Below are 25,149 nucleotides of genomic sequence, written 5' to 3'. Positions count from 1 at the left end.
ATTGTCGTAGACTTTCACGATCGCCACCGAGGCATCTGCCGTTCCTGAATATGCCGGACGGGTGTCATCGGTCAGACTATCTGGACTGTTGCTGATGGTGCCCTGAATCGCGCCCACATCATCGTATAGATCCAGCACCGTGACTGCATTTGCCAATGGCGGGATGGTATCTACGGTAAAGTCAATTGCTGGACTCTTGCCGCTTTCATTTCCCGCTTTATCTGTTGCTGTGTAAGAAATACTGTGTGAGCCATCTGCTAGCGCAGGTGATGGTGTAAATGACCATTTCCCATCAGAACCCACTGTGGCTGTACCTAGTTTAGTAGCGCCATCATAGACGGTAATGATGTCGCCCGCAGTGCCTGTACCCGTTAATGTTGGAGTATTGTCATTAGTCGAACTGCCAGCAGTAATTGGGCCAATGACAGGTGCAACATCATCTGTAGCATTTGGAGCAGTTGTTGGCGTATCTGGTGCGATGGTATCCACGGTAAAGTCAATTGCTGGGCTCTTACCGCTTTCATTTCCCGCCGCATCTTTAAGTGTATAAGTAATGCTATGCGTGCCATCGGTTAATGGTGTAGTTGGTGTAAATGACCATTTACCGTCTGAACCTACGGTGGTAGTACCCAAAACAGTATTGCCGTCATATACCGTAATTGTCGTGCCAGCTGTGCCTGTACCACTAATTAAAGGAGATGCATCATTCGTGGAGCTGCCGTTGCTTACATTGCCAGTGATTGGTTCTTTATCGTCAAAGACAGTTGCTGGAGTGGTAGGTGTTGCAGGCGGGTTAACCACAGGCGGGTTATTGTTATCGTTATCACTATCTCGATTGTGCGCCCACCATAAGATACCACCCGCAGTTACTGGAACGGCTGCCCATGCCCATGGACTTGTTTCACTGTGACCATATAATAAAGGCTCGATTGAATCGATTGGTTGATACGCCACATTTTCAAGCAGGGCACCTTGTGCATCTGTGAATTGTACCCAGATCAGTTTATTAGAATCATCTTGAAAAACTAGGCTGTTGTCTGTAGGACCTTCCGTACTGAAAAAGTCGTCAATAACGATGACTTCGCCATTCTTGAGCTTAATGATAGCACTGGTACCATCACGGGTTACTTCCTGAACATCATCTGCTGAAACCTTAACCAATACGACAGATGCTTCTGTGAGTTTGGCGGAGTTTCCTGTGATATCTGCCAATACGGCATGCGATTCTTTAGCGATAATTTGTATGTTTGGCATGGCTTTCATCTCTCTCGTATGCTTTATATTTTTTTAATGTGCTTCCCCACACTGTGATGGCTTACTCAAAACAACCATCTTTTATGATTTTTGCACGTAATCCATACCATTAAACATTCAAAAAAGAAAAAAATAAATACAAAAACAGCTCAAAAAACAAAAAAAAGTGATAACCAGTTCACATAAATTATGCTTATATTTACCTTATAGTAAATTTTTTATTTTAACTAATTGATTTATATATTTTTTTTATAAAAAAAATTCCACTATCGAACAATTTTGATACAAATCTCTGATACAAGAATCTTATAGAAAACTTGGGCAACCACTTTAGACTCAGTAAATGATTAAAAAAGTGTGAAAGAACCGAGTTCAATCAGCTCAATCACAATTTTTAGATCATTGAATAACATGATGTATATTTTTATTTAAACTATAGTTATTCATAAATTCTATTAAACAATCGAATGATCAAATTATGAATACTCGATATATTTAAAAATTATTCGGATTCTCCAGTCTTTTCGCTTCTTGTACTTTTGTGGGATTATGAACCGTCGCAATACCATCTTCGGCTTTCTGATCGGTTAGTTTATCCATGTCGTAAATGGTGATTGTTTCGTTGCCATATGCATCCTCTCCTACAATATACTTATACCCTTTGCGGTTCATTTTGTGGCACATACGTTGATACCAGCCTTTAAATCCTTGAGTTTCTTCATTAGGATTATAATAAAATGCATTCATCACAGCAGGTAAACCAAGTCCACAAACCACTCCCGACATCAGCACACTAATAAAGGTATACCCAATTAAAATACTGCTGTAATCTCGTAGCTCAGGTACGTTGGCGACCGCAAGAATCAAGGCCAATGAAATTCCACCTCGAACACCACCCCACGATAAAATTGCCAGACTGCCGTTGTAACTCTTATGCTTAAATGACGGGAAAAAAGAAAACGAGAGAAAATTTGCGACAAAGCGCGAAATATGTAAGGCGATAAAGGCGAAGATTCCACCCAAGATCATGCTTGTACTTAAATCTAGAATAAAAAGCTCAAGACCAATCAAAGTAAATAAAAATGAGTTAATAATGCCTTCTACGGTGTGCCAGAAGTGGTTCACTTCTCGAATTTCACGATCTTGTAAAATTTCTTTCCACTTATTTCCAACAATCAAGCCGCCAATCACACAAGCAATCGGTGCCGATGCATGTGCGAACAATGACACCAAATAGGCACCACTTGCCAATAACGCTGTCGTCAGAATTAAAGATTCCATCTCGTGCTTACCACGCAACAGACGTAAAATTCCGACACCAAATGCCCAACCAATAATCACAGCGACCACGATTTCGTAAAGAAAGTTTTCGATTGTGCCCACCAAGCTAAAGTGCTCCCCTTTGAGTACATTTAAAAGGGTCATAAACACGGCGATACACATGGCGTCATTAAAGAGTGACTCACCTTCAAGTTTAACAATCAGGTGATGCGGGGCGCGAACTGAACTTAATACCCCTTTGATACCAATCGGATCTGTTGCTCCCAATGCAGAACCAAGTAACAGTAAAACCAGAATTGGAACAGGATTTCCAATCAAGTATTGAAAACCAAACAATAAACCTGCGAACAAGACAGCACAGAGCACCAACGCAATAGTGGCCAAGATGCCGATTGGCTTCCAATGATTGCGCAAATCTGAAATTTTAAATTTGAGTGCTGAGGAGGTTAAAATAAAACAAATCACACCATTGATTAGGAAATCATAAAAATCAATGCTTTTTACTGCATTTTCAATATTATGAATATTAATGGTAATAAACTGGTTGCCATTTAACAGGCTGGCTCCCCATTGCAAAATAAAAACTAAAACGGCCGAAACAATCGGCACACCAATCGCCTGAGGGAAATTTAAAATACGCTTATTAAAAATTGTGGTTGCAATCGACAGCGCAAAAATAACCGTGAGAACTTGAAGGAGAAAAAAACTACCCATAAATATCCTTATGGATCATATAAATAAACAGATCTGTAATTTTACTTAAATTTACTTTGGATATTGCCAAAAATTAACTTTATTAACAAAAAACCATAATGTTTAATTTTATCAAACACTTAAGCTTAAGTAGAAAACTTCTTTGTGAATTGAATCAAATCAGTTATTTTAATGGCGTTCAAAAGGAAGTCCTCGCACATGCATCAATCGATTAAAACTGTTGTTCGGCTTGTCTCAGCTACCTGTATTTTTTTAATTACGGCGGCACTCATCTTAACCTTTTATAGTAAGGCAAAGGAAATCTGGAATGCCGAGGATGAATATACCCACAAACAGATTTCACAGATTCAAAGTGATGCGACACATACTTATCGTCTATTGAGTAACAATAAAAAGCCCAACCAAGCTTTTTATATTGTGCTACAAGATCGCGGATATATCGCGAAATTGAATTGCGAACATTATCTTGCAACCTTATGTACAGACCGCTATAACGAAATTGGGACACGTGTAATTCAGGATGCAACGTTTCAAACCTTTGGTACACATAGTTATCTTGAGAAAATACGTTATATGGATACCCAGACCAATATGCCTGGCTCTTACACTTGGTCTGAGCAAGACATCAAGTCATTGTATGCTCAAGACATTAGCAATTTAAAATATGTACTTTTTGGCGTCGGTATTTTTGCCTTGATCGCTTTATATTGTAGTTACCGAATTCTTCGCAACTTCAAGCAGTTTCTTAAAAAATAAAAAAGAAGGTGTCGCCTTCTTTTTTAAATTGAACGACTATTGAATGTATCACACTGATTCAAGTCACCACTTTTTAATCCAGTTTCGAACCAATGCATGCGCTGTTGACTGGTACCATGGGTAAAACTATCGGGGACCACCTGCCCTGTTGCACGCTTCTGAAGATAATCATCTCCAATTTTTTGTGCTGCATCCATGGCTTCTTCAACATCTCCAGCCTCTAAAAATTGCGTGCGTTCTTGATTTCGATTGGCCCATATTCCGGCAAAGCAGTCGGCCTGTAGTTCAAGACGTACAGAAAGTTGATTGGCTTGAATACGATTGGCCTGTGCTTGCGCACGTTGTACCTGAGAGGATATACCCAATAAATTTTGAATATGATGTCCCACCTCATGTGCCACGACATAGGCCTGAGCAAAATCGCCTGCCTGATCTTGTCTGCTCAGTTCAGTCTGATTTTTATCGCCTGATATGCCCATTTGTTGGCGCATCTCTTTAAAGAACTGTGTATCGATATAAACTTTTTGATCACTTGGACAATAAAAAGGCCCCATCGCCGACTCCGCAGTACCACAGGCAGATTGAACGCGGCCATTAAACAACACTAATTTTGGCGCAACATAGCTTTGCCCCAGCTGTTGGAAGATGGGCGTCCAAGTGTCTTCTGTGTCTGCCAAAATTGTTCCTACAAAATCTGAGGCTTCTTTTTGTTCAGCAGATAATTGCTCTGGTGCTGTACCCGTCTGACTTTGTGCGGCTGTTATCTGCTGAGTTGCCTGATAGGCTTGTTGCGGATCGACACCAAAAAATTTCCATGCCACAAATGCCACCACCAAACCGACGATACTGATGCCACCCACTTTAGCACCACTACTTCCACGGCGATCTTCCACATTGCTACTGACTCGTCGACCTTTCCAACGCATAGATCATCTCCAATCGTTTACGCGGCTTTCGCTTTCATTTTTTGAAATACGGTTACGATCATAAACACGATCAAACCTGCCAGCATACCTATTCCAAAATTAATCAATGTTGGGGTAATCGCACCAATAATATTCCCAACTGTGGGAATCATTTCTAAATGATCACTGGTTTCTTCGCTAAAGTGATGAATCAGTGGAATCGTATGCGCAATAATGCCACCTCCCACTAAAAACATCGCAATCGTTCCAACCACAGACAGGGCTTTCATTAACCAAGGTGCAAATACCAACAACGCATTCCCAAGTTTTTGTTTAAAAGACGAACTTTGCTTGGTCCAGTACAAGCCCAAATCATCAATTTTTACAATCATGGCAACAAAACCATAAACACCCACAGTCATTACAATTGCGATAATACTGAGTACCATAACTTTGGTCATAAATGCTGCTGCGGCAACAGTACCTAATGAAATCACCACAATTTCGGCAGAAAGAATAAAATCGGTGCGAATGGCACCTTTTATTTTTTGTTTTTCAAAAGCAGCTAAATCAGTTTCATCGTTTTGTTGTTGTGGATCTGTGTGTTTTTCAGCGTGTGCTTTTTTTGAAAACAAACTATGAATGACTTTTTCAATCCCTTCATAACATAAAAATAAACCACCAATCATGAGTAACGGATTAATGAGCCAAGGTGCGACCACCGAAATTAATAATGCCAGTGGCACCAAAATCAGTTTATTAATAAAAGAGCCTTTTGCTACGCCCCATACCACCGGTATTTCACGCTCGGCGCGAACACCTGTTACTTGCTGGGCATTTAACGCCAGATCATCTCCCAGTACGCCAGCGGTTTTTTTCGCTGCCATTTTACTCATGAGGGCAACATCATCCAAAATCGTTGCAATATCATCGAGAAGTACAAGTAAGCCAGTTGCCATTTTTTATCCGAATTGATTTTTATCTCTCTATTGTAAGACGATTTTTTTGAATTTCTGTAATTTTAACCGATAGATTGACAGGATTATTTTATGAAAAGTACCGTGGATTGCTGACGATTTATTTTTATTTCCCGTACAATAACCCCATTCTTTTATATTGCAGCGGCTTAGCCTCTGAATAAACCCATTTAGTAGTGGACTATATAATGAGCAGTGTTGATCAACGACCTATTATTTTGACAGGTGACCGTCCGACTGGACAATTGCATCTCGGACATTTTGTCGGTTCTTTACGTTCTCGTGTCGGTTTACAAGATAGTCATCATCAGCATATCTTGTTGGCAGACGCTCAAGCCCTAACAGACAATGCAGACAATCCAGACAAAGTACGCCGTAATATTCTTGAAGTGGCACTGGATTATTTGGCTGTGGGCATCGATCCAACTAAAACCACGATCTGTGTTCAATCATGCTTGCCAGCACTGAATGAACTGACCATGTTGTACCTTAACTTTGTGACTGTTGCACGTCTTGAGCGTAACCCGACTATTAAATCTGAAATTCAGATGCGTGGGTTTGAGCGTGATATTCCAGCAGGTTTTTTATGCTATCCAGTGGCACAAGCAGCCGATATTACTGCCTTTAAAGCGACCGTCGTTCCGGTGGGTGAAGACCAAATTCCAATGATTGAACAGACCAATGAATTGGTACGCCGTGTGAATCGTCAGATTGGTCAAGATTTGCTTCCTGAATGTAAAGCTCTACTTTCAAATACAGGACGTTTACCTGGATTTGATGGTAAGGCAAAAATGTCGAAATCTCTTGGCAATACCATTGTATTAAATGCAAGTGATAAAGATATTAAAAAAGCCGTCAATGCAATGTATACCGATCCAAATCACTTACGCATTGAAGATCCAGGTCAGGTCGAGGGCAACATTGTATTTGCATATCTAGATGCATTTGATCCAGACAAAGAAGAAGTTGAGGCTTTAAAGGCTCACTATCGCCGTGGTGGTCTCGGTGATGGAACTGTAAAAAAACGCCTTGAAGGTATTTTAAAAGAATTGATTTCACCTATCCGTGAACGTCGTGAAGCGTTGGCTAAAGATCCAGATTACATTATGGATATCTTGCGCGAAGGTACAATCAAATGTCAGAACATTACCCAAACCACACTGGATGAAGTAAAAGATGGGCTTGGCTTATTCAAGTTCTAATCGATCATGATCGAAATACCATTGAAGTACTGTCTTATTCAGAGACAGTACGACTTTGGTCGAAAGTAAGCCTACATTTTGATCGATTATTTAACGTGATTTAACACATGTTAACGTGAATACCAATGAACTCTGAGTAGACCTTGAGTATATTAGATTTATAGGTTATGCACTCCCCCAAGTTCATAACTCTTCTCCTTAACCGAAACTGTTATTACAGATTCGTTGTTCTGCGTAATGATCACCCCAATCATTACGCTTTTTTTTGCGTCTCATTTTATAGTGCTGTTTTTTAATTTTATTACTATCATTATAGCGTCAGCTTATAACGAGTTTAAGAATAACTAAACAAATCAAATTAAACGATCTTATTAAAAATTTGCAACAGTAGTCTTCACTCAAGGACATACATCATCAGACTTTTCATCTAAGCTAGTACTTGATGGAAGATATTGAATTTTTCTTTTTAGATACGAACTTAAAACCCGATATATCGAATGATTTTTCCATAAAAAACCCTTCAGATGTTCTGAAGGGTTTTTATTGGATAAAGCTTAAAATTTATACCAAGCCTTTTTCCTTAAGGACCTTGTGCATTGTCGAGCCGAGTTCGGCCGGGCTACGCGTATACGCCATGCCTGCACGTTCAAATGCAGCAAATTTCTCTTCTGCTGTCCCTTTACCGCCCGAAATAATTGCGCCTGCATGCCCCATACGTTTGCCTTTTGGTGCAGTCACACCAGCAATGTATCCAACAACTGGCTTACTCACATTCGATTGGATGTATTCAGCTGCTTCTTCTTCCGCAGAGCCACCAATTTCACCAATCATAATGATCGCATCGGTATCTGGGTCATCTTGGAAAAGTTTCAACGCATCGATTTGGTTCATTCCTGGAATTGGATCACCCCCAATTCCGATACAAGTAGACTGACCTAAACCGAGTTTTGTGGTTTGCGCCACAGCCTCATAAGTCAAAGTACCCGAACGAGAAATAATTCCAATACGACCCGGTTGATGAATATGACCCGGCATAATTCCGATTTTACATTCGCCTGGAGTAATCACACCTGGGCAGTTTGGTCCAACTAAACGCACACCATTACCGTAGGTTTCAAGGTAACGCTTGGCTTTGAGCATATCTAGGGTTGGCACACCTTCAGTGATCACAACAATCAGACTCACACCTGAATCGACCGCTTCAACAATGGAGTCTAAAACAAAAGGCGCCGGAACATAAATAACCGATGCATCAGCATGAGTTTCACGAACCGCATCTTTCATGGTATTAAATACTGGCAAGTCCAGATGAGTAGTTCCACCTTTGCCTGGCGTTACCCCACCCACGACTTTCGTGCCGTAATCTAGCGCTTGGGCTGAATGAAATGTGCCGTTTTTACCCGTAAAACCTTGAACCAATACTTTTGTGTCTTTATTAATTAATACGCTCATTTTTATACTCCCTTAACCTTTTACCGCAGCAACAATTTTCTCTGCCGCATCCGATAATCCGTTGGCAGATGTCAGTTTTAAACCCGATTCGTCGAGAATTTTTGCACCCAATTCTGCGTTGTTGCCTTCTAGACGAACCACGACAGGAACGGTTACATTCACCTCTTGAACGGCTGCAATAATGGCTTCGGCAATCATGTCGCAACGTACAATTCCACCAAAGATATTGATTAAGACACCTTGAACAGAGGTATCAGCCAAAATGAGCTTAAAGGCTTCAATCACGCGCTCTTTGGTTGCACCACCGCCTACATCAAGGAAGTTTGCAGGTTGACCGCCGTACAGTTTGATAATGTCCATTGTGGCCATTGCAAGCCCTGCACCATTGACCATACAGCCAATATTACCTTCAAGTGCGACATAGTTCAGTTCAAACTCAGACGCTTTTAATTCGCGCTCATTTTCTTGTGATTTATCACGTGCTGCTGCAAGCTCTGGCAAACGATACAAGGCATTTGAATCGATGCCAATTTTAGCATCGACCGCAAGGATATCGCCGTTTTCACGAACTGAGAGTGGATTAATTTCAAATAGGGCAAAATCATTTTCTACAAATGCTTGATAAGCACCTGTCATTAGCTTCACAAACTGGCTGACCTGTTTGTCTTTAAGTTGTAATGCAAATGCAACTTCACGCGCTTGAAACGGTTGTAAACCTACAAGTGGATCTACTTCGACTTTAATAATTTTTTCTGGCGTTTCTTCAGCTACTTTCTCGATTTCAACGCCACCTTCGGTTGAAGCCATAAAAGTTACGCGACGGCTTGAACGATCCACCACAGCACCTAGGTATAGCTCACGTTCAACTGGATACACATCTTCGCAGATCAAGACACTGTTGACCGGCTGGCCGTTGGCATCGGTTTGATACGTGACAAGATTCGTACCAATCAACTGGTTGGCGTAGTCTGCAGCTTCTTCTTTCGATTTAACTACCTTTACACCACCAGCTTTACCGCGGCCACCCGCATGTACTTGGGCTTTCATCACGGCAAACTTGCCACCTAATTGTTCAAATGCAGCAACTGCTTCTTCTGCATTTCGTGCCAAAATTCCTTCTTGGACTGACACGCCATATTTTTTCAACAATGTTTTGGCTTGATACTCATGTAAATTCATTTAGTTACCTTTTTACGACTTTTGCCCTTGTTATAACTAACCTGTACTTAAACATCCGTCTCAGTAAATACAGATCATTTTTTCAATTTCATTTGTACTTATTTTTAGATGATTATTCAAATATAAACAACCATCTTAAACAAAAAAGAGCGGTCTAAACCGCTCTTTTCAATCTTACTTACGTTTGCGTTGAATTGCGTGAATGGCACGACCATCAACCGCTAAAGCGGCTTCATGTACCACTTCAGAATAGGTTGGATGACCAAATGTCATTAATTGTAAATCTTCTACAGAAGAAACAAACTCAAGTGCAATCATACCTTGGTGAACAATGTCAGATGCACCTGGTCCAATCACGTGCATACCCAACAAACGGTCGGTTTTTGCATCAGCCACAAACTTCACAAAACCTGCTGCTTCACCTGCTGCTAAAGCACGGCCATTGACTGCAAATGGGAATTGACCCGTTTTAACGTCATGACCTTTTTCTTTCGCTGCTTCTTCAGTTAAGCCAACCCAAGCTGCTTCAGGATGCGTATAAATAACGCTGATAATTGTATCGTAGTTCACTTGTGCTGCATGACCGTGAATACGCTCAACCGCCATTACACCTTCTTCCATGGCTTTATGCGCAAGCATAGGACCACGTACAAGGTCACCAATTGCATAAACACCTTCAAGAGATGTTGCGCAGTGGTCGTTGACTTCAATGAAACCACGTTCAGTCAACTTGATACCCGCATCTTCAGCCAACAAACCTTCTGCATATGGCTTACGGCCAACACAAACGATAAGCTTGTCGAATACTTGTTCTTTGTCTTCGCCGCCTTGATTGTATTTCACAGTCACTTCACGACCATTTACTTCAGTCGCAGCAACTTTTGCACCAATGCGAATATCAAGACCTTGTTTGGTCAAGATTTTTTGGAAGTCTTTAGCAAGTGCCTTATCTGCCATTGGAAGGAATGTATCCAATGCTTCAAACACAACAACTTCAGCCCCCAAACGACGCCATACAGAACCAAGCTCGAGACCAATTACACCCGCGCCAATCACACCTAAACGCTTAGGCACTTCAGCAAACTCGAGTGCGCCAGTTGAGTCAACAATCAAGTCTTGATCGACTGGTGCTACCGGAATATTTACTGGTACTGAACCAGAAGCAAGAATCACGTATTTCGGCTCTAAAACCTGAGTTTCGCCTTCAAATGGCACAAACTCAACTTTTTTACCTGCAAGGAGTTTACCTGTCCCTTGTAACCACTCGATACCATTGCCTTTTAATAACTGAGCCACACCGCCCGTTAAGTTTTCGACAACTTTATCTTTACGTGCCAACATTTTTGCGATGTCAATTTTGACTTCACCTGTTGTAATACCGTGGTCATCTAGGTGATGTGCGGTATCTTCAAAGCGATGCGCTGAGTCTAAAAGTGCTTTAGACGGGATACAGCCCACGTTTAAGCAAGTACCACCTAAAGATGGCTTGCCTTTATGGATACGCTTTTCAATACACGCAACTTTAAAGCCAAGCTGAGCAGCGCGAATTGCCGCTTCATAGCCACCAGGTCCACCGCCAATTACAACAAGATCAAACTGTTGAGACATTTTTATCTCCATGAACCCAAGCGAAATGACTCAACTTGGGTGTTTATACGGACTAAATTAAAGATCAAGGATAAGTTTTGCAGGCTCTTCAAGAAGCTCTTTGATGGTTACCAAGAAACCAACAGCTTCTTTACCATCGATTAAACGGTGGTCATAAGAAAGTGCAAGATACATCATTGGTAAAATTTCAACCTGACCATTCACTGCCATTGGACGCTCTTGGATCTTATGCATGCCCAAAATTGCAGTTTGTGGTGTATTCAAGATTGGTGTAGAAAGCAATGAACCGAACGTACCACCATTAGTAATGGTGAATGTACCGCCTGTCATGTCTTCAATACCCAATTTGCCATCACGTGCCTTGTAAGCATAGTCACGGATACCGTTTTCAACTTCAGCATAGTTCATACGGTCAGTATCACGAAGTACTGGAACCACAAGACCACGGTCAGAAGAAACAGCAACGCCGATGTCGTAATAGCCATGGTAAACAATATCATCGCCATCGATAGACGCATTTACAGCTGGATAACGTTTCAATGCTTCAGTCGCAGCTTTCACGAAGAAAGACATAAAGCCAAGACGCGCACCATGACGTTTTTCAAACGCATCTTTGTACTGTGCACGCATTTCCATGATTGGTTTCATGTTCACTTCGTTAAACGTAGTTAACATTGCGGTTTCTTGAGTTGCAGCAAGAAGACGCTCGGCTACGCGCTTACGCAGACGTGTCATTGGAACACGCTTTTCGATACGCTCACCGACCGCAACGCTAAGCGGTGCAGCAGCAGGTGCTGCTGGTTTTGCTTGGTGATTGGTCACGTCTTCTTTAGTGATACGACCACCACGGCCTGTACCTTGAACGTCTGCTGCACTGATGCCTGTTTCAGTCAATGCTTTACGCACAGCTGGTGCTTGATCAGATACAGGTTGTGCACGTTCTACAACTGGTGCCGCACCCGCTTCAGTTTTAGATGCTGCTTGTTCTACTTTTGAATCGCTTTGAACTGATTGAGTTTCATTGGCGCCAGAAACTGCACCTTCTTGGAACTGTGCAATTACTTCGTCAGATAAAACTGTTTCGCCTTCATCTTTCACGATAGAAACAAGTTGACCATCAGCTGGAGCAACCACTTCTAAAACAACTTTATCAGTTTCAATATCACAAATGACTTCATCACGTGATACTGCTTCCCCAACTTTTTTATGCCAAGTTGCAATGGTTCCGTCTGCAACTGACTCTGGGAATACCGGTGCTTTAATTTCGGTTGCCATTATTTTGTCTCTCCTGATTGTTCAGCTTCGATTGCTAATGCATCATGAATGAGCTGAGCTTGTTGTTTTGCGTGCAAGTATGGTGAACCACATGCTGGTGCAGCCGATGCTTCACGACCTGCATAGCTGATGCGGATTTGTTTTCCAGATTTCAAGATGTCGTCATATAGACGCGGCGCGATAAACAACCAAGCACCTTGGTTCTTCGGCTCTTCTTGACACCACACCACATCTTTAACATTTGGATAAGCTGCAAGCACTTCTTCCAAGCGTTTTTCTGGGTACGGATAGAGCTGTTCGATACGAACCAACGCAACGTTGTTTAACTCAAGCTCACGACGTTTTTCAAGCAAATCGTAGTAGACCTTACCGCCACACAAAACTAGACGGGTAACATCTGCTTTATTGATTTGATCAACTTCATCAATCACGGTTTGGAATGTGCCGTTCGCAAGCTCATCGAGTGTTGATGTTGCAAGTTTATGACGAAGCAACGACTTAGGTGACATTACAATCATTGGCTTACGAATTGGACGAACTGCCTGACGACGCAACGCATGGAAAATCTGCGCTGGTGTGGTCGGTGTGATCACTTGCATGTTGTCTTCTGCACAAAGCTGCAAGAAGCGCTCAAGACGTGCAGATGAATGCTCTGGCCCCTGACCTTCAAAGCCATGAGGTAGCAACATGGTCAGACCACACACACGCTCCCACTTGGTTTCACCAGATGCAATGAATTGATCAATCACAACTTGCGCACAGTTAGCGAAGTCACCAAACTGAGCTTCCCAGATGATCAAGCTATTTGGAATAGTTGTCGCATAGCCATATTCAAATGCAAGAACGGCTTCTTCAGACAATAAAGAATCATACAACGCAAAGCGTGGCTGATTTTCCTTCACATGACAAAGCGGAATATAAGTTGAACCGTCGACTTGGTTATGCAATTTCGCATGACGATGCGAGAACGTACCACGGCCAACATCTTCACCAGTAATACGAACCAAGTAACCTTCATCAACAAGTGTTGCGTAGGCCAGTGTTTCAGCAGCACCCCAGTTTAATGGCATTTCACCCGTTTGCATTTTCAAACGGTCGTCAATGACTTTTTGCACTTGGCGTTGCATCACAAAACCTTCAGGTAGCTTACGCATTCCTTCACCAAGCGCTTTTAAGCGATTGATATCGGTTGTGGTATCCCAAACGTCTGTATAGTCATGGCCCAAATACGGTTTCCAATCGACAAACATCTTGGTGTTTGGCTCAAGTACCAGCGCATTCGCAACGTGATTACCCGCTTCTAAATCAGCGCGGTAGTCTTCAATCAGTTTGTCCGCTTCTGCACGATCGAGTACTTTTTCTTGTACCAATTTGTCGGCATAAAGCGTACGAGTAGTTGGCTTTTTATTGATCACCTGATACATCAACGGCTGAGTTGCAGATGGCTCATCTGCTTCATTGTGGCCGCGACGACGGTAACAGAACAAATCAATAACAACGTCTTTACGGAAAGTATGACGGAAATCATGGGCCAACTGTGCAATAAACGCGACCGCTTCAGGATCATCACCATTTACATGGAAAATTGGTGACTGAACCATTTTCGCGATATCGGTACAGTATTCAGTTGAGCGAGCATCGCGTGGATCTGAAGTGGTGAAACCCACTTGGTTATTGATGACGATATGAACCGTACCACCAACCGTATAACCGCGAGTTTGCGACATTTGGAAGGTTTCTTGGTTAACACCCTGACCTGCAAATGCAGCGTCACCGTGAACGATCACCGGAAGAACGTCATCACCACCGATGTCTTTACGACGAACTTGGCGTGCACGAACCGAACCTTCAACCACTGGTCCAACAATTTCAAGATGCGACGGGTTAAATGCCAATGCCAAATGTACTTCGCCACCTGACGTCATGACATTTGATGAGAAGCCTTGGTGGTATTTTACGTCACCCGAACCTTTTTTATGAATTGATTTACCTTCAAACTCACCAAAAAGATCAGCTGGGTTTTTACCCATAATATTTACAAGAAGGTTGAGACGACCACGGTGTGGCATACCAATCACAACTTCTTTACAGCCCACAGAGCCTGCACGCTGAATAATTTCGTTCATCATCGGGATGAAGGCTTCACCACCTTCTACACCAAAGCGCTTAGCGCCGACGTATTTGTTACCCAAAAACTTTTCAAGGCCTTCCGCAGCAGTTAAGCGCTCCAGTAGTCCTTTTTTCTGGTCATTGGTAAAATTGAACTGACCACGCGCACTCTCTAAACGTTGTTGAATCCAGCGTTTTTCTTTGGTGTCGACAATATGCATGTATTCTGCACCAATAGAACCACAATAAATGGCTTCCATTGCATCGATCATTTCACCGAGAGTAGCTTCAGTTTTACCAATAGCAAGATTACTGGTATTGAATATCGTATCAAGATCAGACTTCGTTAAACCATGAGCAGATAAATCAAGATCTGGAACGTCTTCGCGTTTTGCAAGACCTAGTGGATCGAGTTTTGCTTTTTGATGACCACGGTTACGATATGCTGCGATGAGTTGTAAGACACCAATCTGACGACGCTCATGATCACTGCTTACCGAACTCTGTACAACTGCTTGTACACGGCTCGAATTACGTCCAAGTAATAAGAACTGCTCACGCACATTGCTGTGTGGTTGATCACCTTTTGGGAATTTATCGAAGTATTGGCGCCAGTCCTCTGTCACAGAGGTTGGGGAGGTCAGGTATTGCTCGTAAAGCTGTTCAATATACGCTGCGCTATCAGCGGAAAGTTCAGTGTCAAGACGCAAAGCGTCAGCAACATCTTGCATTTGTGGACCCATTTCCTATTGCAAAAACATTACGGGTTGCTTTTTTAAACAGACCCATGATTGATAACGCCAAATTGTAAAATGGCATTACAAACCCATTCTGGCGCTGAGACCAAAGGGGGCGTTATGACCACATCAAGTTTCCTTGACATAATCAATGAAAAACAACGCCGTCATTGGCATCATTTATCATCTGTATACTCGGCGACGCCGAGCAATTTTTGCAAATCATCTTAGAAAAACAAAATCTTACCGCTATTTGGCTTTTCTAAAATAACTCTTCTACATAAAAATTAAGCACAATCAAAAATCGTGCTTCGTGTATATGGCCTATTATGCACTTTGTGGGCATAAAATTTCGTTTCAAATCGTATCATGTTCTGCTTACACGAATTGATTTTTTTGACATATACCTCTTATAAATTGACAAAATACATTGGCTATTTTAGCTGATAACCTATGGTGCTTGATATACATTTTAGATGCAATTTAGACATTAGTCCCATTTATTTTTAATAAAAAAAGCGCACATAAATATGTGCGCTTTTTTTAACGGAATTAACCTGCTTGATCGAGAAGCATGTTACGAATGTGACCAATTGCTTTTGTTGGGTTCAAACCTTTCGGGCAAACAGATACACAGTTCATGATTCCTTTACAACGGAACAATGAGAATGGGTCATCCAAACGTGCCAAACGTTCTTGAGTAGCGGTATCACGCGAATCGATAATAAAGCGATAAGCGTTTAGTAGCGCAGATGGACCCAAGAATTTGTCTGGGTTCCACCAGAACGATGGGCATGATGTCGAACAACACGCACACAAGATACATTCATACAGGCCGTCAAGATGCTCACGGTCCGCTTGAGACTGTAAACGCTCTTTTGGTGGCGCTGGCTGATTGTTAATCAGGAATGGCTGGATCTTGTTGTATTGATCGTAGAACTGGTTCATGTCTACAACCAAATCCTTAATCACTGGTAAGCCTGGTAGAGGACGAATTACGATTTTTTCAGGCAAATCGTTAAGGTTCCACAAACACGCCAGACCATTTTTACCATTGATATTCACACCATCAGAACCACAAATACCTTCTCGGCATGAACGGCGGAATGTCAAGGTTTCATCCTGTACTTTCAGTGCAAGTAACGCATCAAGCAACATACGGTGCTTGTCGGTTAACTCGAGCGTGAAAGTTTGCATGTACGGCGCTTTATCCTTATCAGGATCATAGCGGTAGATTTCGAATGTACGAGTACCTCTACTCATCTTTAGTCTCCCGATTAGAATGTACGTGGTTTAGGTTCAATTGCTTCAACCGTTAACGGATTGAAACGAACTGGCTTGTACTCAAGACGGTTATCCGATGAATACCACAATGTGTGTTTCATCCATTCATCGTCACGGCGGCCATATGAATACGTTGGGTGATCAGGAGCCAACTCGTAGTCAACCACTGTATGCGCACCACGACATTCTTTACGTGCAGCAGCAGAAATTAATGTAGCTTTCGCAACTTCATACAAGTTTTCAACTTCAAGCGCTTCAACACGCGCGGTGTTAAATACTCTTGATTTGTCTTTCAAATGAATGTTACGTACACGAGATTCCATCGCAAGGATTTCTTGTACACCCTTGTCAAGCAAAGCTTGAGTACGGAATACACCAGCATGATCCTGTACGATGTCACGGATTGTATCGGCAATTTCTTGTGCATTCTCACCAGAAGTTGAATCATCTAGTTTACGAATACGTGCCAATGTGTTTTCAAGTACGTCATTTGGTAATGGTGCATAATCATCACCATGGTGCTTGGTCACATAATCAATGATATGTTCACCAGCCGCCTTACCAAATACCACCAAATCAAGCAATGAGTTGGTTCCTAAACGGTTCGCACCGTGAACAGACACACACGAACACTCACCGATTGCATAAAAACCTTTAACCGGTTTTACATAATCGCGCGTACCTTGGTAGGTATATTGTTTAGTGTCTTTGTCGTAGTGTGCAGTAAACTCGCCTTCTTCCACACCATGCGGCACTACAACCTGACCATGGATATTGGTCGGGATACCACCCATTTGGTAGTGAATTGTAGGTACAACAGGAATTGGCTCTTTGGTACAGTCAACGTTTGCAAACTTTTTACCAATCTCAAAAACAGACGGTAAACGCTTCATGATGGTTTCTGCACCCAAGTGCGTCATATCAAGAAGAATGTAGTCGCCTTTAGGGCCACAGCCACGCCCTTCTTTGATCTCTTGGTCCATTGAACGTGATACGAAGTCACGCGGTGCCAAGTCTTTCAATGTTGGTGCATAGCGCTCCATGAACGGTTCGCCGTCCTTGTTACGCAAAATACCACCTTCACCACGACAACCTTCTGTCAACAGTACGCCAGCTCCGGCAACACCCGTTGGGTGAAATTGCCAGAATTCCATATCTTGTAATGGAATACCTGCACGCGCTGCCATACCCAGACCATCGCCTGTATTAATGTAAGCGTTGGTTGATGCACGGTAAACTCGGCCTGCACCACCCGTAGCAAACAAAGTTGCTTTGGCTTGAAATACGGCAATATTACCTGTTTCTTGATCGTAAGCGGTTACACCAAGTACATCACCTTCATTGTTACGGATCAGGTCAAGCGCAATCCATTCAACAAAGAACTGTGTGCCCATTTTTACGTTGCTTTGATACAACGTATGTAAAAGCGCATGACCTGTACGGTCAGCGGCTGCACAGGCACGTGGTACTGCTTTTGCACCATAGTTTGCAGAGTGACCACCAAATGGACGCTGATAAATCGTTCCATCTTCGTTACGGTCAAACGGCATACCCATGTGTTCAAGCTCGTACACCACTTTAGGTGCTTCACGCGTCATATATTCGATCGCGTCTTGATCACCTAACCAGTCAGAGCCTTTTACGGTGTCGTAAAAGTGATAGTGCCAGTTATCTTCTTGCATGTTGCCTAACGATGCACCGATACCACCTTGCGCGGCAACCGTGTGCGAACGTGTTGGGAATACTTTAGTTAAAACAGCAACTTTTAAACCCGCTTGTGCAAGTTGATACGCTGCACGCATACCAGAACCACCACCACCAACGATGACAGCATCAAAGGTGAGGTTTTGGATATTTGAATAATCTTCTTTAGGGTTTATCGCGCCCATGATGTCTTCCTATCAATTCGCCCAGAAAATCTGGATACCCCAGATTACAAATACAAACACGGCAATAATGACAGCCGTTGTTAGAACCAGACGTAAACCTGAAGCTGAAGGACCCATTTGACGAGTCGTTACATAGTCAGTAAATACTTGCCACATACCAATCCAAGCGTGTGCTGCCAATGACAATACAGCCAACAAAGACAAAATCTTCATTGGTAAAGTCATCATGAAGCCAGACCATTGCTCATAGTTAAAGCCACCATGAAACAAAATCCAACCCATGATCACGACTGTATATACGGCTAAAACAACAGCACTAATACGCTGGACAAACCAATCGCGAGAACCTGAACCTGTTAATCCTGTAGCACTTTTCATTAGAACATAATCCATACGAAGGCTGCGATGATACCAATCACAGATAAGATCAATGCAACTGTAGCGGCAGTTCGCCCACTTTGAAGCTCTTCTGCAAAGCCAAGATCAGCAAGCAAGTGTTTAACACCAGCAATGAAGTGATAAATTAAACCTGCTACAAATACCCATACGATGAATCGTACTAAAATATTTCCGAAGATAACTGTTTTTACGTATTCAAATCCTTCTGGTGATGCTAAGGATTTATCCAAAATCCATAATAGAACGGGAATTAATAGAAATACGATGACACCAGAGAGACGGTGTAAGATTGATGCAATAGCCACGGGTGAGCGTAAGTTTACCGCTAACACCTGACCCATGGACAAATTGACAGGTCTGTTGCTTTTCACAGCGGGCATCCTGTAGTAAAAACTCCAGCTGGAGTTTGTTTGAATTAATTCGAAGGAAAGCTGGCATTGAAGGCAAGCAAATGCCTACTTAATAAACGACTCTTGAATTATAAAACGTCAAAAATCAAATTACAAACAATGAAAAACCTCTTTTTCATATAAAATTAAGCAAATAAGAATCATTTACCTATACGGATTGGTCACATAATCATCGTTAATTAGATTAAAAACTCGTATGTCTCTATTTTTATATACTATTTTAAAAAAACCAGCTTTAATTGGCTTTATGATCTTCATCATATGAGAATTAGACCAAAGATATTAAATACAACTGAACTCTTTGCTTACACAGATTGCAATTCAAGGTTTAAGCTTATTCTGAATCCGCTTTAAATCATAAGGCTTATATTTTTTTATAAAATATCGTGCTGCTTTTATATTCTTTGCCACCTTATATCGCTATTATAAAGAACTACTTACTTTGTGAATAACTTCAGCTACACAATCAAATTTGATTTAAATTCACACAAAAATAATCTTATTAACCGCCCTACACGTTCTGAAAAGTACAAATTTTGAGGTGGATGATGAGTTCAATTAGCTATTTTTTAACCAGTTGAATCAATTTTGGAAATACTGGCCTATCTGTTTTAAAGCATGAAACCGATTAACTCATTCGAGGTAAATACTCGGTAAGTTATGGGTTTTAAGCCATTTTCATAATGCGTTGGCATAATCTACCAATAGCCAGATGGATTAATTGCTCTAAAAATTTGTTTACAATTTAGATTTTAGACCCAATTTTTTTCTGCACGGCGTCATAAATTTGACTTATCATAGCGCGTCGATACTGTGATTTTATTCATTTTTTTAACCCTTAACAGTTAAACTAAATACTTGTGGTGACGCTACTTTTTTATCCATTAGTATAATTGACAAAATTTCAGTTCACACTAATCTTAGTAACAATTTTTGACCCGTCTGATTCGTGCATTAAAAGATTAATACTTCGATTCAGATCAACATTCACCAGGACAGGAGATCTATTGAATGTCTGAAGCAACTGGCAAGAAAGCCGTACTAAAGCTTGATGGCAAAGAAATTGAATTACCAATTTACAGCGGCACATTAGGCCCAGATGTAATCGACGTTAAGGATGTATTGGCCGCAGGTCATTTTACGTTTGATCCTGGTTTCATGGCGACCGCTTCTTGTGAATCGAAGATTACCTTCATCGACGGGAACGAAGGTGTGTTATTACACCGCGGCTACCCAATCGATCAGCTTGCAACTCAGGCGGATTATCTCGAAACATGTTATTTGCTTTTAAATGGTGAACTCCCAACCAAAGAGCAAAAAGAAGAATTTGACGCGAAGGTGCGTAACCACACTATGGTTCACGACCAAGTAAGCCGTTTCTTTAATGGTTTCCGTCGTGATGCGCACCCAATGGCAATCATGGTTGGTGTGGTTGGTGCTTTATCTGCGTTCTATCACAACCAGTTAAACATCGAAGATGTGAATCATCGTGAAATTACTGCTATCCGCTTGATCGCAAAAATTCCGACGCTTGCAGCGTGGAGCTACAAATACACGGTGGGTCAACCTTTCATCTACCCTCGCAATGACTTGGGCTATGCAGAAAACTTCCTGCATATGATGTTTGCGACACCTGCAGATCGTGATTACAAAGTAGATCCGATTCTAGCTAAAGCAATGGATCGTATTTTCACGCTTCATGCGGATCATGAGCAAAATGCATCAACGTCAACTGTACGTTTGGCAGGCTCAACTGGCGCGAATCCATATGCATGTATCGCAGCGGGTATTTCAGCGCTTTGGGGCCCTGCTCACGGCGGTGCAAACGAAGCTGTTCTGAAGATGCTCGACGAGATCGGTACAGTTGAAAACGTTGCTGGCTTCATGGAAAAAGTGAAGACCAAAGAAGTGAAACTCATGGGCTTTGGTCACCGTGTGTATAAAAACTTCGATCCACGCGCGAAAGTGATGAAAGAAACGTGTGATGAAGTTCTTGCTGCGCTTGGCATCAACGATCCACAACTTGAACTTGCGATGGAACTTGAGCGTATTGCGTTGTCTGATGAATACTTCATCAAGCGTAACTTGTATCCAAACGTAGACTTCTACTCAGGTATCATTCTCAAAGCGATTGGTATCCCAACAGAAATGTTTACCGTGATCTTTGCACTTGCACGTACTGTTGGCTGGATCAGCCACTGGTTAGAAATGCACAGTGCTCCGTACAAAATTGGTCGTCCTCGTCAGCTTTATACTGGCGAAACCAAACGCGACATCCAGCGTTAATCGCTGCCTAAGCGTTATACCAATAAAAAAGACCGCATTTAGCGGTCTTTTTTATTGCTGGGAAGCAATAAACGGAATACAGGCAGCCAGATCATCACAAGATTGTTGACGATGTTTTTTGAGAAAGTAGTCTTGAACCATTTGCGCCTGCTGCTCAACACCAAACTCTAAAAAAGTTTTACCGCGCTTAAGCACATAATGATACTGGCGCTCAAAAATAGCCTTTCGAATCAGCTTAATGCCCTGCTGTACTTGCCATACATGTACCAATTCATGAATGAGCCAAGATTGCTTTTCAATCGATTGCGTCGAAAAATCTTCGCACCAGTCGATCACATTAAAATAAATATGCCCATTGGGACTGATTGCATAGTGCTTCAATACCAAACGATGTGCACAAATAAAGATCGAATCATAATTGAGATGCGAGCTAAAAATTTCGCGTGCAAGTGATATTTCACCCGAGGTCAGCTTTCGTCTTCTGAGGATGAGAAAATTTTGTAGCATGATCTTTTTATTGATTGAAGATTAATTTGAGTGTAATCGATGTCGGCTATAGATACAGCCAAATTACAACAAATAAAAAATCGATTAAAATAGATAATTCTTGTTATTTTTGCGCAGAAAAAGCTTTGATTAGTATATATTATCTGTCTTGCACTGTTTTTCAATTCGATTGACTTTTTTGTGTTATCCCATGCGTCACCCCGTTGTAAAAAGAAAATGACAAAAGCAACGAATGGCGTATATCTGTGCTATCGATCTAGGATTAGGTTTGAATGAAAAGTTTTAAAATTGCCCTTGCTCAATTTTCACCGCATATTGGCAATATTGATTCAAATGCTCAAAAAATGATTGAGCAAGCAAATGAAGCTAAAAAACAACATGCTGATTTAATTATTTTTCCAGAACTCTCCATCATCGGCTATCCAGCCGAAGACTTGCTGCTACGTCCAAATCTTGGTAAACGAATGCATCAGGCATTTCAGCAACTTAAAGAAGTAAAAGACATTGTAATGGTGTTTGGATTTGTACATCAAACCGAAGAAGGACATCGTTATAATTCTGCTGCTGTCATGAAAGATGGTGTCGTGCTCGGAATCTATAACAAGCATAATTTACCCAACTATGGCGTTTTTGATGAAAAGCGCTATTTCAACCCTGGGCATCAACACCTTGTGTTTGAGTATTTAGGGCATAGATTTGGTGTCTTGATTTGTGAAGATATTTGGTCGCTCAATACGGTTCAACAGCTCACGCAGCTCAATGTAGAAACAGTTTTAGTGCTCAATGCATCACCATATGAGGTGGGTAAGCCGCAGCATCGTGTTCAGACTTTGACTGAACTCTCTAAGCAGCTCAATGTCAATCTGGTTTATCTCAATCAGGTAGGCGGGCAAGATGATCTCATTTTTGATGGCACCAGCTTTGTCATCAATCACACCGGAACTGTGGCTGTACAGGCACCGAGCTTTAAGGAAGCGCTGTACTATGCTGAATATGATATCGAAAATAAGCAGTACAAAACCACTGAAGTGACGCCTGCACTCGATACCATGGCGGAAATTTATCAAAGTTTGGTGATGGCCACGCGTGACTATGTACAACGTTCTGGTTTCCCGGGTGTGATATTAGGTTTGTCTGGCGGTATTGACTCAGCACTCACCCTAGCGATTGCAGCCGATGCAATTGGTGCCGATAAGGTTCAAGCAGTCATGATGCCTTATACCTATACGGCTCAAATCAGTGTGGAAGATGCGACCGAGCAAGCGCGACGTATGGGCGTTACCTTCGGGATCGCTGAAATCCATCCGATTGTAAATAGCTTCATGCAAACGCTATATCCATTTTTTGGCAACACACCGGCAGATGCGACGGAAGAAAACCTACAGGCACGTGCACGTGGCACGCTGTTGATGGGGTTGTCTAACAAGTTTGGTAATCTGGTGCTTTCAACTGGTAATAAGTCTGAAATTTCAGTGGGTTACTGCACACTTTACGGCGATATGGTGGGAGGTTTTTCTGTACTTAAAGACGTGTACAAAACCATCGTGTTTGAGCTGGCAAAATATCGCAACACGCTTGGTGATACGCCTGTAATTCCTGAACGTGTCATTACTCGCCCGCCATCGGCAGAATTACGTCCAGATCAGAAAGATCAAGATTCATTGCCGCCTTATGATATTCTGGATGCGATTCTTTACGCTTATATCGAAGAAGATCAAAGTCAGGCCGATATTATTGCCAAAGGCTTTGAGAAAGACGTAGTTGAAAAAGTGATTCGTCTCGTTGATCGTAATGAATACAAGCGTCGCCAAGGTGCAATTGGCCCTCGAATTAGTTCACGTGCCTTTAGCCGTGAGCGCCGCTACCCTATCGTAAATGGCTGGAGACCAGATGACTAAGGATCAGACATCGTCTAGCGCGCAGCTTGCTCAAGCACTTTTGCTTGAGCAGGTGCATTATTTCAAGTCTCAGCTCTGTGCTGAGCACTCTTCGGAGTATCTACAACATCTCTCGCATTTGATTTTTCAGTCTCTCCAACAGCTCAAACTCCATCAAGTCATCGATATGCAACAACTTGAAATGGTGGTTCGGCGCTATGCATTTGAGATGCAGTTGGGTGCAGATTTACTCGAATTCATTGGTGAAATTTCTAAGCAGATTTATCTTAGCGCACTTAAATCACCATCAACTTTGAATGATTTGGTCTCGGATCAACAGTTTGATATCTGGTTAGCCAAGTTTTTAGAATTAGACAATATTCGGCTTTACTTCAATACCTTCTTACGTCACAGCCCAGCCATTGAGCAACTGTGTCACTTCATCGCCACCAGCGCAATACATCATAAATTGCCTAGGTTTTTGCAGCCGGCATCGGGCAACGAATCTAGCACTACTTTACATGCGCGTTGGCAGCAAAATCTAAAATCCTTTTCACACAAACATCAGCAACGAATTGAGCAAAAAATTGAAGACTACTTGGCTCGCTTGATTCAGCAGCAATTGGCAGAACTAAGTGTCTTATCCAATGATGATCTTGAAGATTTATTGCGTACACTCTGGGACGACGTAAAAGACAAAACTGTTTACGAGTACATCTCTAAAATTAATCCTCTAGATATTGAAGAGTTTTTTGTACTGGTTTATGAATACTGGAAAGAACTGCGCCAGCAGCCTTTCATTCAAAATCTCGTGTTGCGGGGTGTCGAAGTATTTTATGAATTTTATCGTGATGATACGTTGCAGGATTTATTTTACGGCATTGGGTTAGACGAACAGGATATTTATACTGAAGTACAGCGGTTTTACCCCAAACTTATTCGAGTTCTAGATCAGGAAGGATTACTTGAACCGCTTTTGGTGAATGTTTTATCACCATTTTATGCGCGTAGCGAAACCTTAAGCCTGATTGAACAACATCAGTCATAA

The 25,149-nt window shown here is 41.9% G+C and carries 19 protein-coding genes; 5 read left to right on the top strand and 14 right to left on the bottom strand.

Going from position 1 to position 25,149, the window contains the following annotated elements; genetic code table 11:
- Together L2096_RS10695 and L2096_RS10690 are read right to left on the bottom strand one after the other, a co-directional pair.
- A partial coding sequence (locus tag L2096_RS10695; RefSeq protein WP_250365382.1) for a BapA/Bap/LapF family prefix-like domain-containing protein occupies window positions 1-1,254 on the bottom strand: 1,254 nt, incomplete at its 3' end.
- Between the two features lie 495 nt (window positions 1,255-1,749).
- Window positions 1,750-3,249 (bottom strand): cation:proton antiporter, encoded by a 1,500-nt coding sequence (locus L2096_RS10690; protein ID WP_004943155.1) that lies wholly within the window; start codon window positions 3,247-3,249, stop codon window positions 1,750-1,752.
- A 198-nt stretch (window positions 3,250-3,447) separates the two neighbouring features.
- On the opposite strand from L2096_RS10690, the gene L2096_RS10685 reads away from it, so the two are divergent.
- Window positions 3,448-4,005 carry a hypothetical protein gene (locus L2096_RS10685; RefSeq protein WP_004943159.1) on the top strand — a complete coding sequence of 186 codons (558 nt, stop codon included), beginning with the start codon at window positions 3,448-3,450 and terminating at the stop codon, window positions 4,003-4,005.
- A gap of 23 nt (window positions 4,006-4,028) precedes the next feature.
- On the opposite strand, the gene ypfJ is transcribed toward L2096_RS10685, so the two are convergent.
- Together ypfJ and L2096_RS10675 are read right to left on the bottom strand one after the other, a co-directional pair.
- Complete coding sequence (gene ypfJ / locus L2096_RS10680) at window positions 4,029-4,931, bottom strand: KPN_02809 family neutral zinc metallopeptidase (RefSeq protein WP_250365381.1); 903 nt, start codon at window positions 4,929-4,931, stop codon at window positions 4,029-4,031.
- Between the two features lie 17 nt (window positions 4,932-4,948).
- Window positions 4,949-5,869, bottom strand: a complete 921-nt coding sequence (locus L2096_RS10675) for a DUF808 domain-containing protein (protein WP_004940916.1) — start codon at window positions 5,867-5,869, stop codon at window positions 4,949-4,951.
- A 206-nt stretch (window positions 5,870-6,075) separates the two neighbouring features.
- On the opposite strand from L2096_RS10675, the gene trpS reads away from it, so the two are divergent.
- Window positions 6,076-7,089, top strand: a complete 1,014-nt coding sequence (gene trpS / locus L2096_RS10670; RefSeq protein ID WP_119026061.1) for a tryptophan--tRNA ligase — start codon at window positions 6,076-6,078, stop codon at window positions 7,087-7,089.
- A 561-nt stretch (window positions 7,090-7,650) separates the two neighbouring features.
- Here trpS and sucD read toward each other — a convergent pair.
- The 9 genes from sucD to sdhC all read right to left on the bottom strand — a co-directional run bounded on the left by sucD (window position 7,651) and on the right by sdhC (window position 19,401).
- Window positions 7,651-8,541: a succinate--CoA ligase subunit alpha gene (gene sucD, locus L2096_RS10665; protein WP_004940921.1), complete on the bottom strand. Its 891-nt coding sequence runs from the start codon at window positions 8,539-8,541 to the stop codon at window positions 7,651-7,653.
- Between the two features lie 12 nt (window positions 8,542-8,553).
- Complete coding sequence (gene sucC, locus L2096_RS10660; RefSeq protein ID WP_004940924.1) at window positions 8,554-9,720, bottom strand: ADP-forming succinate--CoA ligase subunit beta; 1,167 nt, start codon at window positions 9,718-9,720, stop codon at window positions 8,554-8,556.
- A gap of 174 nt (window positions 9,721-9,894) precedes the next feature.
- Window positions 9,895-11,328, bottom strand: coding sequence for a dihydrolipoyl dehydrogenase (gene lpdA / locus L2096_RS10655; RefSeq protein WP_004940928.1), 1,434 nt, complete (start codon window positions 11,326-11,328; stop codon window positions 9,895-9,897).
- Window positions 11,329-11,385: 57 nt separating this feature from the next.
- Window positions 11,386-12,603, bottom strand: a complete 1,218-nt coding sequence (gene odhB / locus L2096_RS10650; protein WP_004940933.1) for a 2-oxoglutarate dehydrogenase complex dihydrolipoyllysine-residue succinyltransferase — start codon at window positions 12,601-12,603, stop codon at window positions 11,386-11,388.
- Window positions 12,603-15,443, bottom strand: coding sequence for a 2-oxoglutarate dehydrogenase E1 component (locus L2096_RS10645; protein WP_004943169.1), 2,841 nt, complete (start codon window positions 15,441-15,443; stop codon window positions 12,603-12,605). Before L2096_RS10645 ends, odhB begins: the two co-directional genes overlap by 1 nt.
- A gap of 558 nt (window positions 15,444-16,001) precedes the next feature.
- Window positions 16,002-16,712, bottom strand: coding sequence for a succinate dehydrogenase iron-sulfur subunit (locus tag L2096_RS10640; RefSeq protein WP_004940938.1), 711 nt, complete (start codon window positions 16,710-16,712; stop codon window positions 16,002-16,004).
- A 14-nt stretch (window positions 16,713-16,726) separates the two neighbouring features.
- Window positions 16,727-18,622, bottom strand: coding sequence for a succinate dehydrogenase flavoprotein subunit (gene sdhA, locus L2096_RS10635; protein WP_004940941.1), 1,896 nt, complete (start codon window positions 18,620-18,622; stop codon window positions 16,727-16,729).
- A 12-nt stretch (window positions 18,623-18,634) separates the two neighbouring features.
- Window positions 18,635-19,000, bottom strand: a complete 366-nt coding sequence (gene sdhD, locus L2096_RS10630) for a succinate dehydrogenase, hydrophobic membrane anchor protein (protein WP_004940945.1) — start codon at window positions 18,998-19,000, stop codon at window positions 18,635-18,637.
- Window positions 19,000-19,401 carry a succinate dehydrogenase, cytochrome b556 subunit gene (gene sdhC / locus L2096_RS10625; protein WP_088459624.1) on the bottom strand — a complete coding sequence of 134 codons (402 nt, stop codon included), beginning with the start codon at window positions 19,399-19,401 and terminating at the stop codon, window positions 19,000-19,002. The genes sdhD and sdhC overlap by 1 nt, the downstream gene beginning before the upstream one ends.
- Before the next feature lie 1,041 nt (window positions 19,402-20,442).
- Between sdhC and gltA the strand changes: the two genes are divergently transcribed.
- Window positions 20,443-21,717 carry a citrate synthase gene (gene gltA / locus L2096_RS10620; RefSeq protein ID WP_004940950.1) on the top strand — a complete coding sequence of 425 codons (1,275 nt, stop codon included), beginning with the start codon at window positions 20,443-20,445 and terminating at the stop codon, window positions 21,715-21,717.
- A 51-nt stretch (window positions 21,718-21,768) separates the two neighbouring features.
- Here the strand turns inward: gltA and L2096_RS10615 are convergent, their stop codons facing one another.
- Window positions 21,769-22,224: a type IV secretion protein Rhs gene (locus L2096_RS10615; protein WP_250365380.1), complete on the bottom strand. Its 456-nt coding sequence runs from the start codon at window positions 22,222-22,224 to the stop codon at window positions 21,769-21,771.
- Window positions 22,225-22,496: 272 nt separating this feature from the next.
- Between L2096_RS10615 and L2096_RS10610 the strand changes: the two genes are divergently transcribed.
- Window positions 22,497-24,122: an NAD+ synthase gene (locus L2096_RS10610; RefSeq protein ID WP_004943175.1), complete on the top strand. Its 1,626-nt coding sequence runs from the start codon at window positions 22,497-22,499 to the stop codon at window positions 24,120-24,122.
- The gene (locus L2096_RS10605; protein ID WP_250365379.1) at window positions 24,115-25,149 is read left to right on the top strand and encodes a hypothetical protein; all 1,035 of its coding nucleotides are present in this window, start codon (window positions 24,115-24,117) and stop codon (window positions 25,147-25,149) included. The genes L2096_RS10610 and L2096_RS10605 overlap by 8 nt, the downstream gene beginning before the upstream one ends.

Source organism: Acinetobacter sp. ACZLY 512 (assembly GCF_023614015.1).
GTDB lineage: Bacteria > Pseudomonadota > Gammaproteobacteria > Pseudomonadales > Moraxellaceae > Acinetobacter > Acinetobacter soli.
The sequence above is the reverse complement of the archived record's forward strand: the minus strand, read 5'-3'. Positions and strand labels throughout refer to the sequence as shown.

Bases quoted from the DNA above. Each gene is read 5' to 3' on its own strand.
- lpdA (WP_004940928.1), bottom strand. From the start codon at position 11,328: ATGTCTCAACAGTTTGATCTTGTTGTAATTGGCGGTGGACCTGGTGGC.
- sdhD (WP_004940945.1), bottom strand. From the start codon at position 19,000: ATGAAAAGTGCTACAGGATTAACAGGTTCAGGTTCTCGCGATTGGTTT.
- gltA (WP_004940950.1), top strand. From the start codon at position 20,443: ATGTCTGAAGCAACTGGCAAGAAAGCCGTACTAAAGCTTGATGGCAAA.
- sdhA (WP_004940941.1), bottom strand. From the start codon at position 18,622: ATGGGCGCGATAAACCCTAAAGAAGATTATTCAAATATCCAAAACCTC.
- trpS (WP_119026061.1), top strand. From the start codon at position 6,076: ATGAGCAGTGTTGATCAACGACCTATTATTTTGACAGGTGACCGTCCG.
- L2096_RS10690 (WP_004943155.1), bottom strand. From the start codon at position 3,249: ATGGGTAGTTTTTTTCTCCTTCAAGTTCTCACGGTTATTTTTGCGCTG.
- sdhC (WP_088459624.1), bottom strand. From the start codon at position 19,401: ATGCCCGCTGTGAAAAGCAACAGACCTGTCAATTTGTCCATGGGTCAG.
- L2096_RS10645 (WP_004943169.1), bottom strand. From the start codon at position 15,443: ATGCAAGATGTTGCTGACGCTTTGCGTCTTGACACTGAACTTTCCGCT.
- L2096_RS10675 (WP_004940916.1), bottom strand. From the start codon at position 5,869: ATGGCAACTGGCTTACTTGTACTTCTCGATGATATTGCAACGATTTTG.
- sucD (WP_004940921.1), bottom strand. From the start codon at position 8,541: ATGAGCGTATTAATTAATAAAGACACAAAAGTATTGGTTCAAGGTTTT.
- L2096_RS10605 (WP_250365379.1), top strand. From the start codon at position 24,115: ATGACTAAGGATCAGACATCGTCTAGCGCGCAGCTTGCTCAAGCACTT.
- sucC (WP_004940924.1), bottom strand. From the start codon at position 9,720: ATGAATTTACATGAGTATCAAGCCAAAACATTGTTGAAAAAATATGGC.
- L2096_RS10640 (WP_004940938.1), bottom strand. From the start codon at position 16,712: ATGAGTAGAGGTACTCGTACATTCGAAATCTACCGCTATGATCCTGAT.
- odhB (WP_004940933.1), bottom strand. From the start codon at position 12,603: ATGGCAACCGAAATTAAAGCACCGGTATTCCCAGAGTCAGTTGCAGAC.
- ypfJ (WP_250365381.1), bottom strand. From the start codon at position 4,931: ATGCGTTGGAAAGGTCGACGAGTCAGTAGCAATGTGGAAGATCGCCGT.
- L2096_RS10685 (WP_004943159.1), top strand. From the start codon at position 3,448: ATGCATCAATCGATTAAAACTGTTGTTCGGCTTGTCTCAGCTACCTGT.
- L2096_RS10610 (WP_004943175.1), top strand. From the start codon at position 22,497: ATGAAAAGTTTTAAAATTGCCCTTGCTCAATTTTCACCGCATATTGGC.
- L2096_RS10615 (WP_250365380.1), bottom strand. From the start codon at position 22,224: ATGCTACAAAATTTTCTCATCCTCAGAAGACGAAAGCTGACCTCGGGT.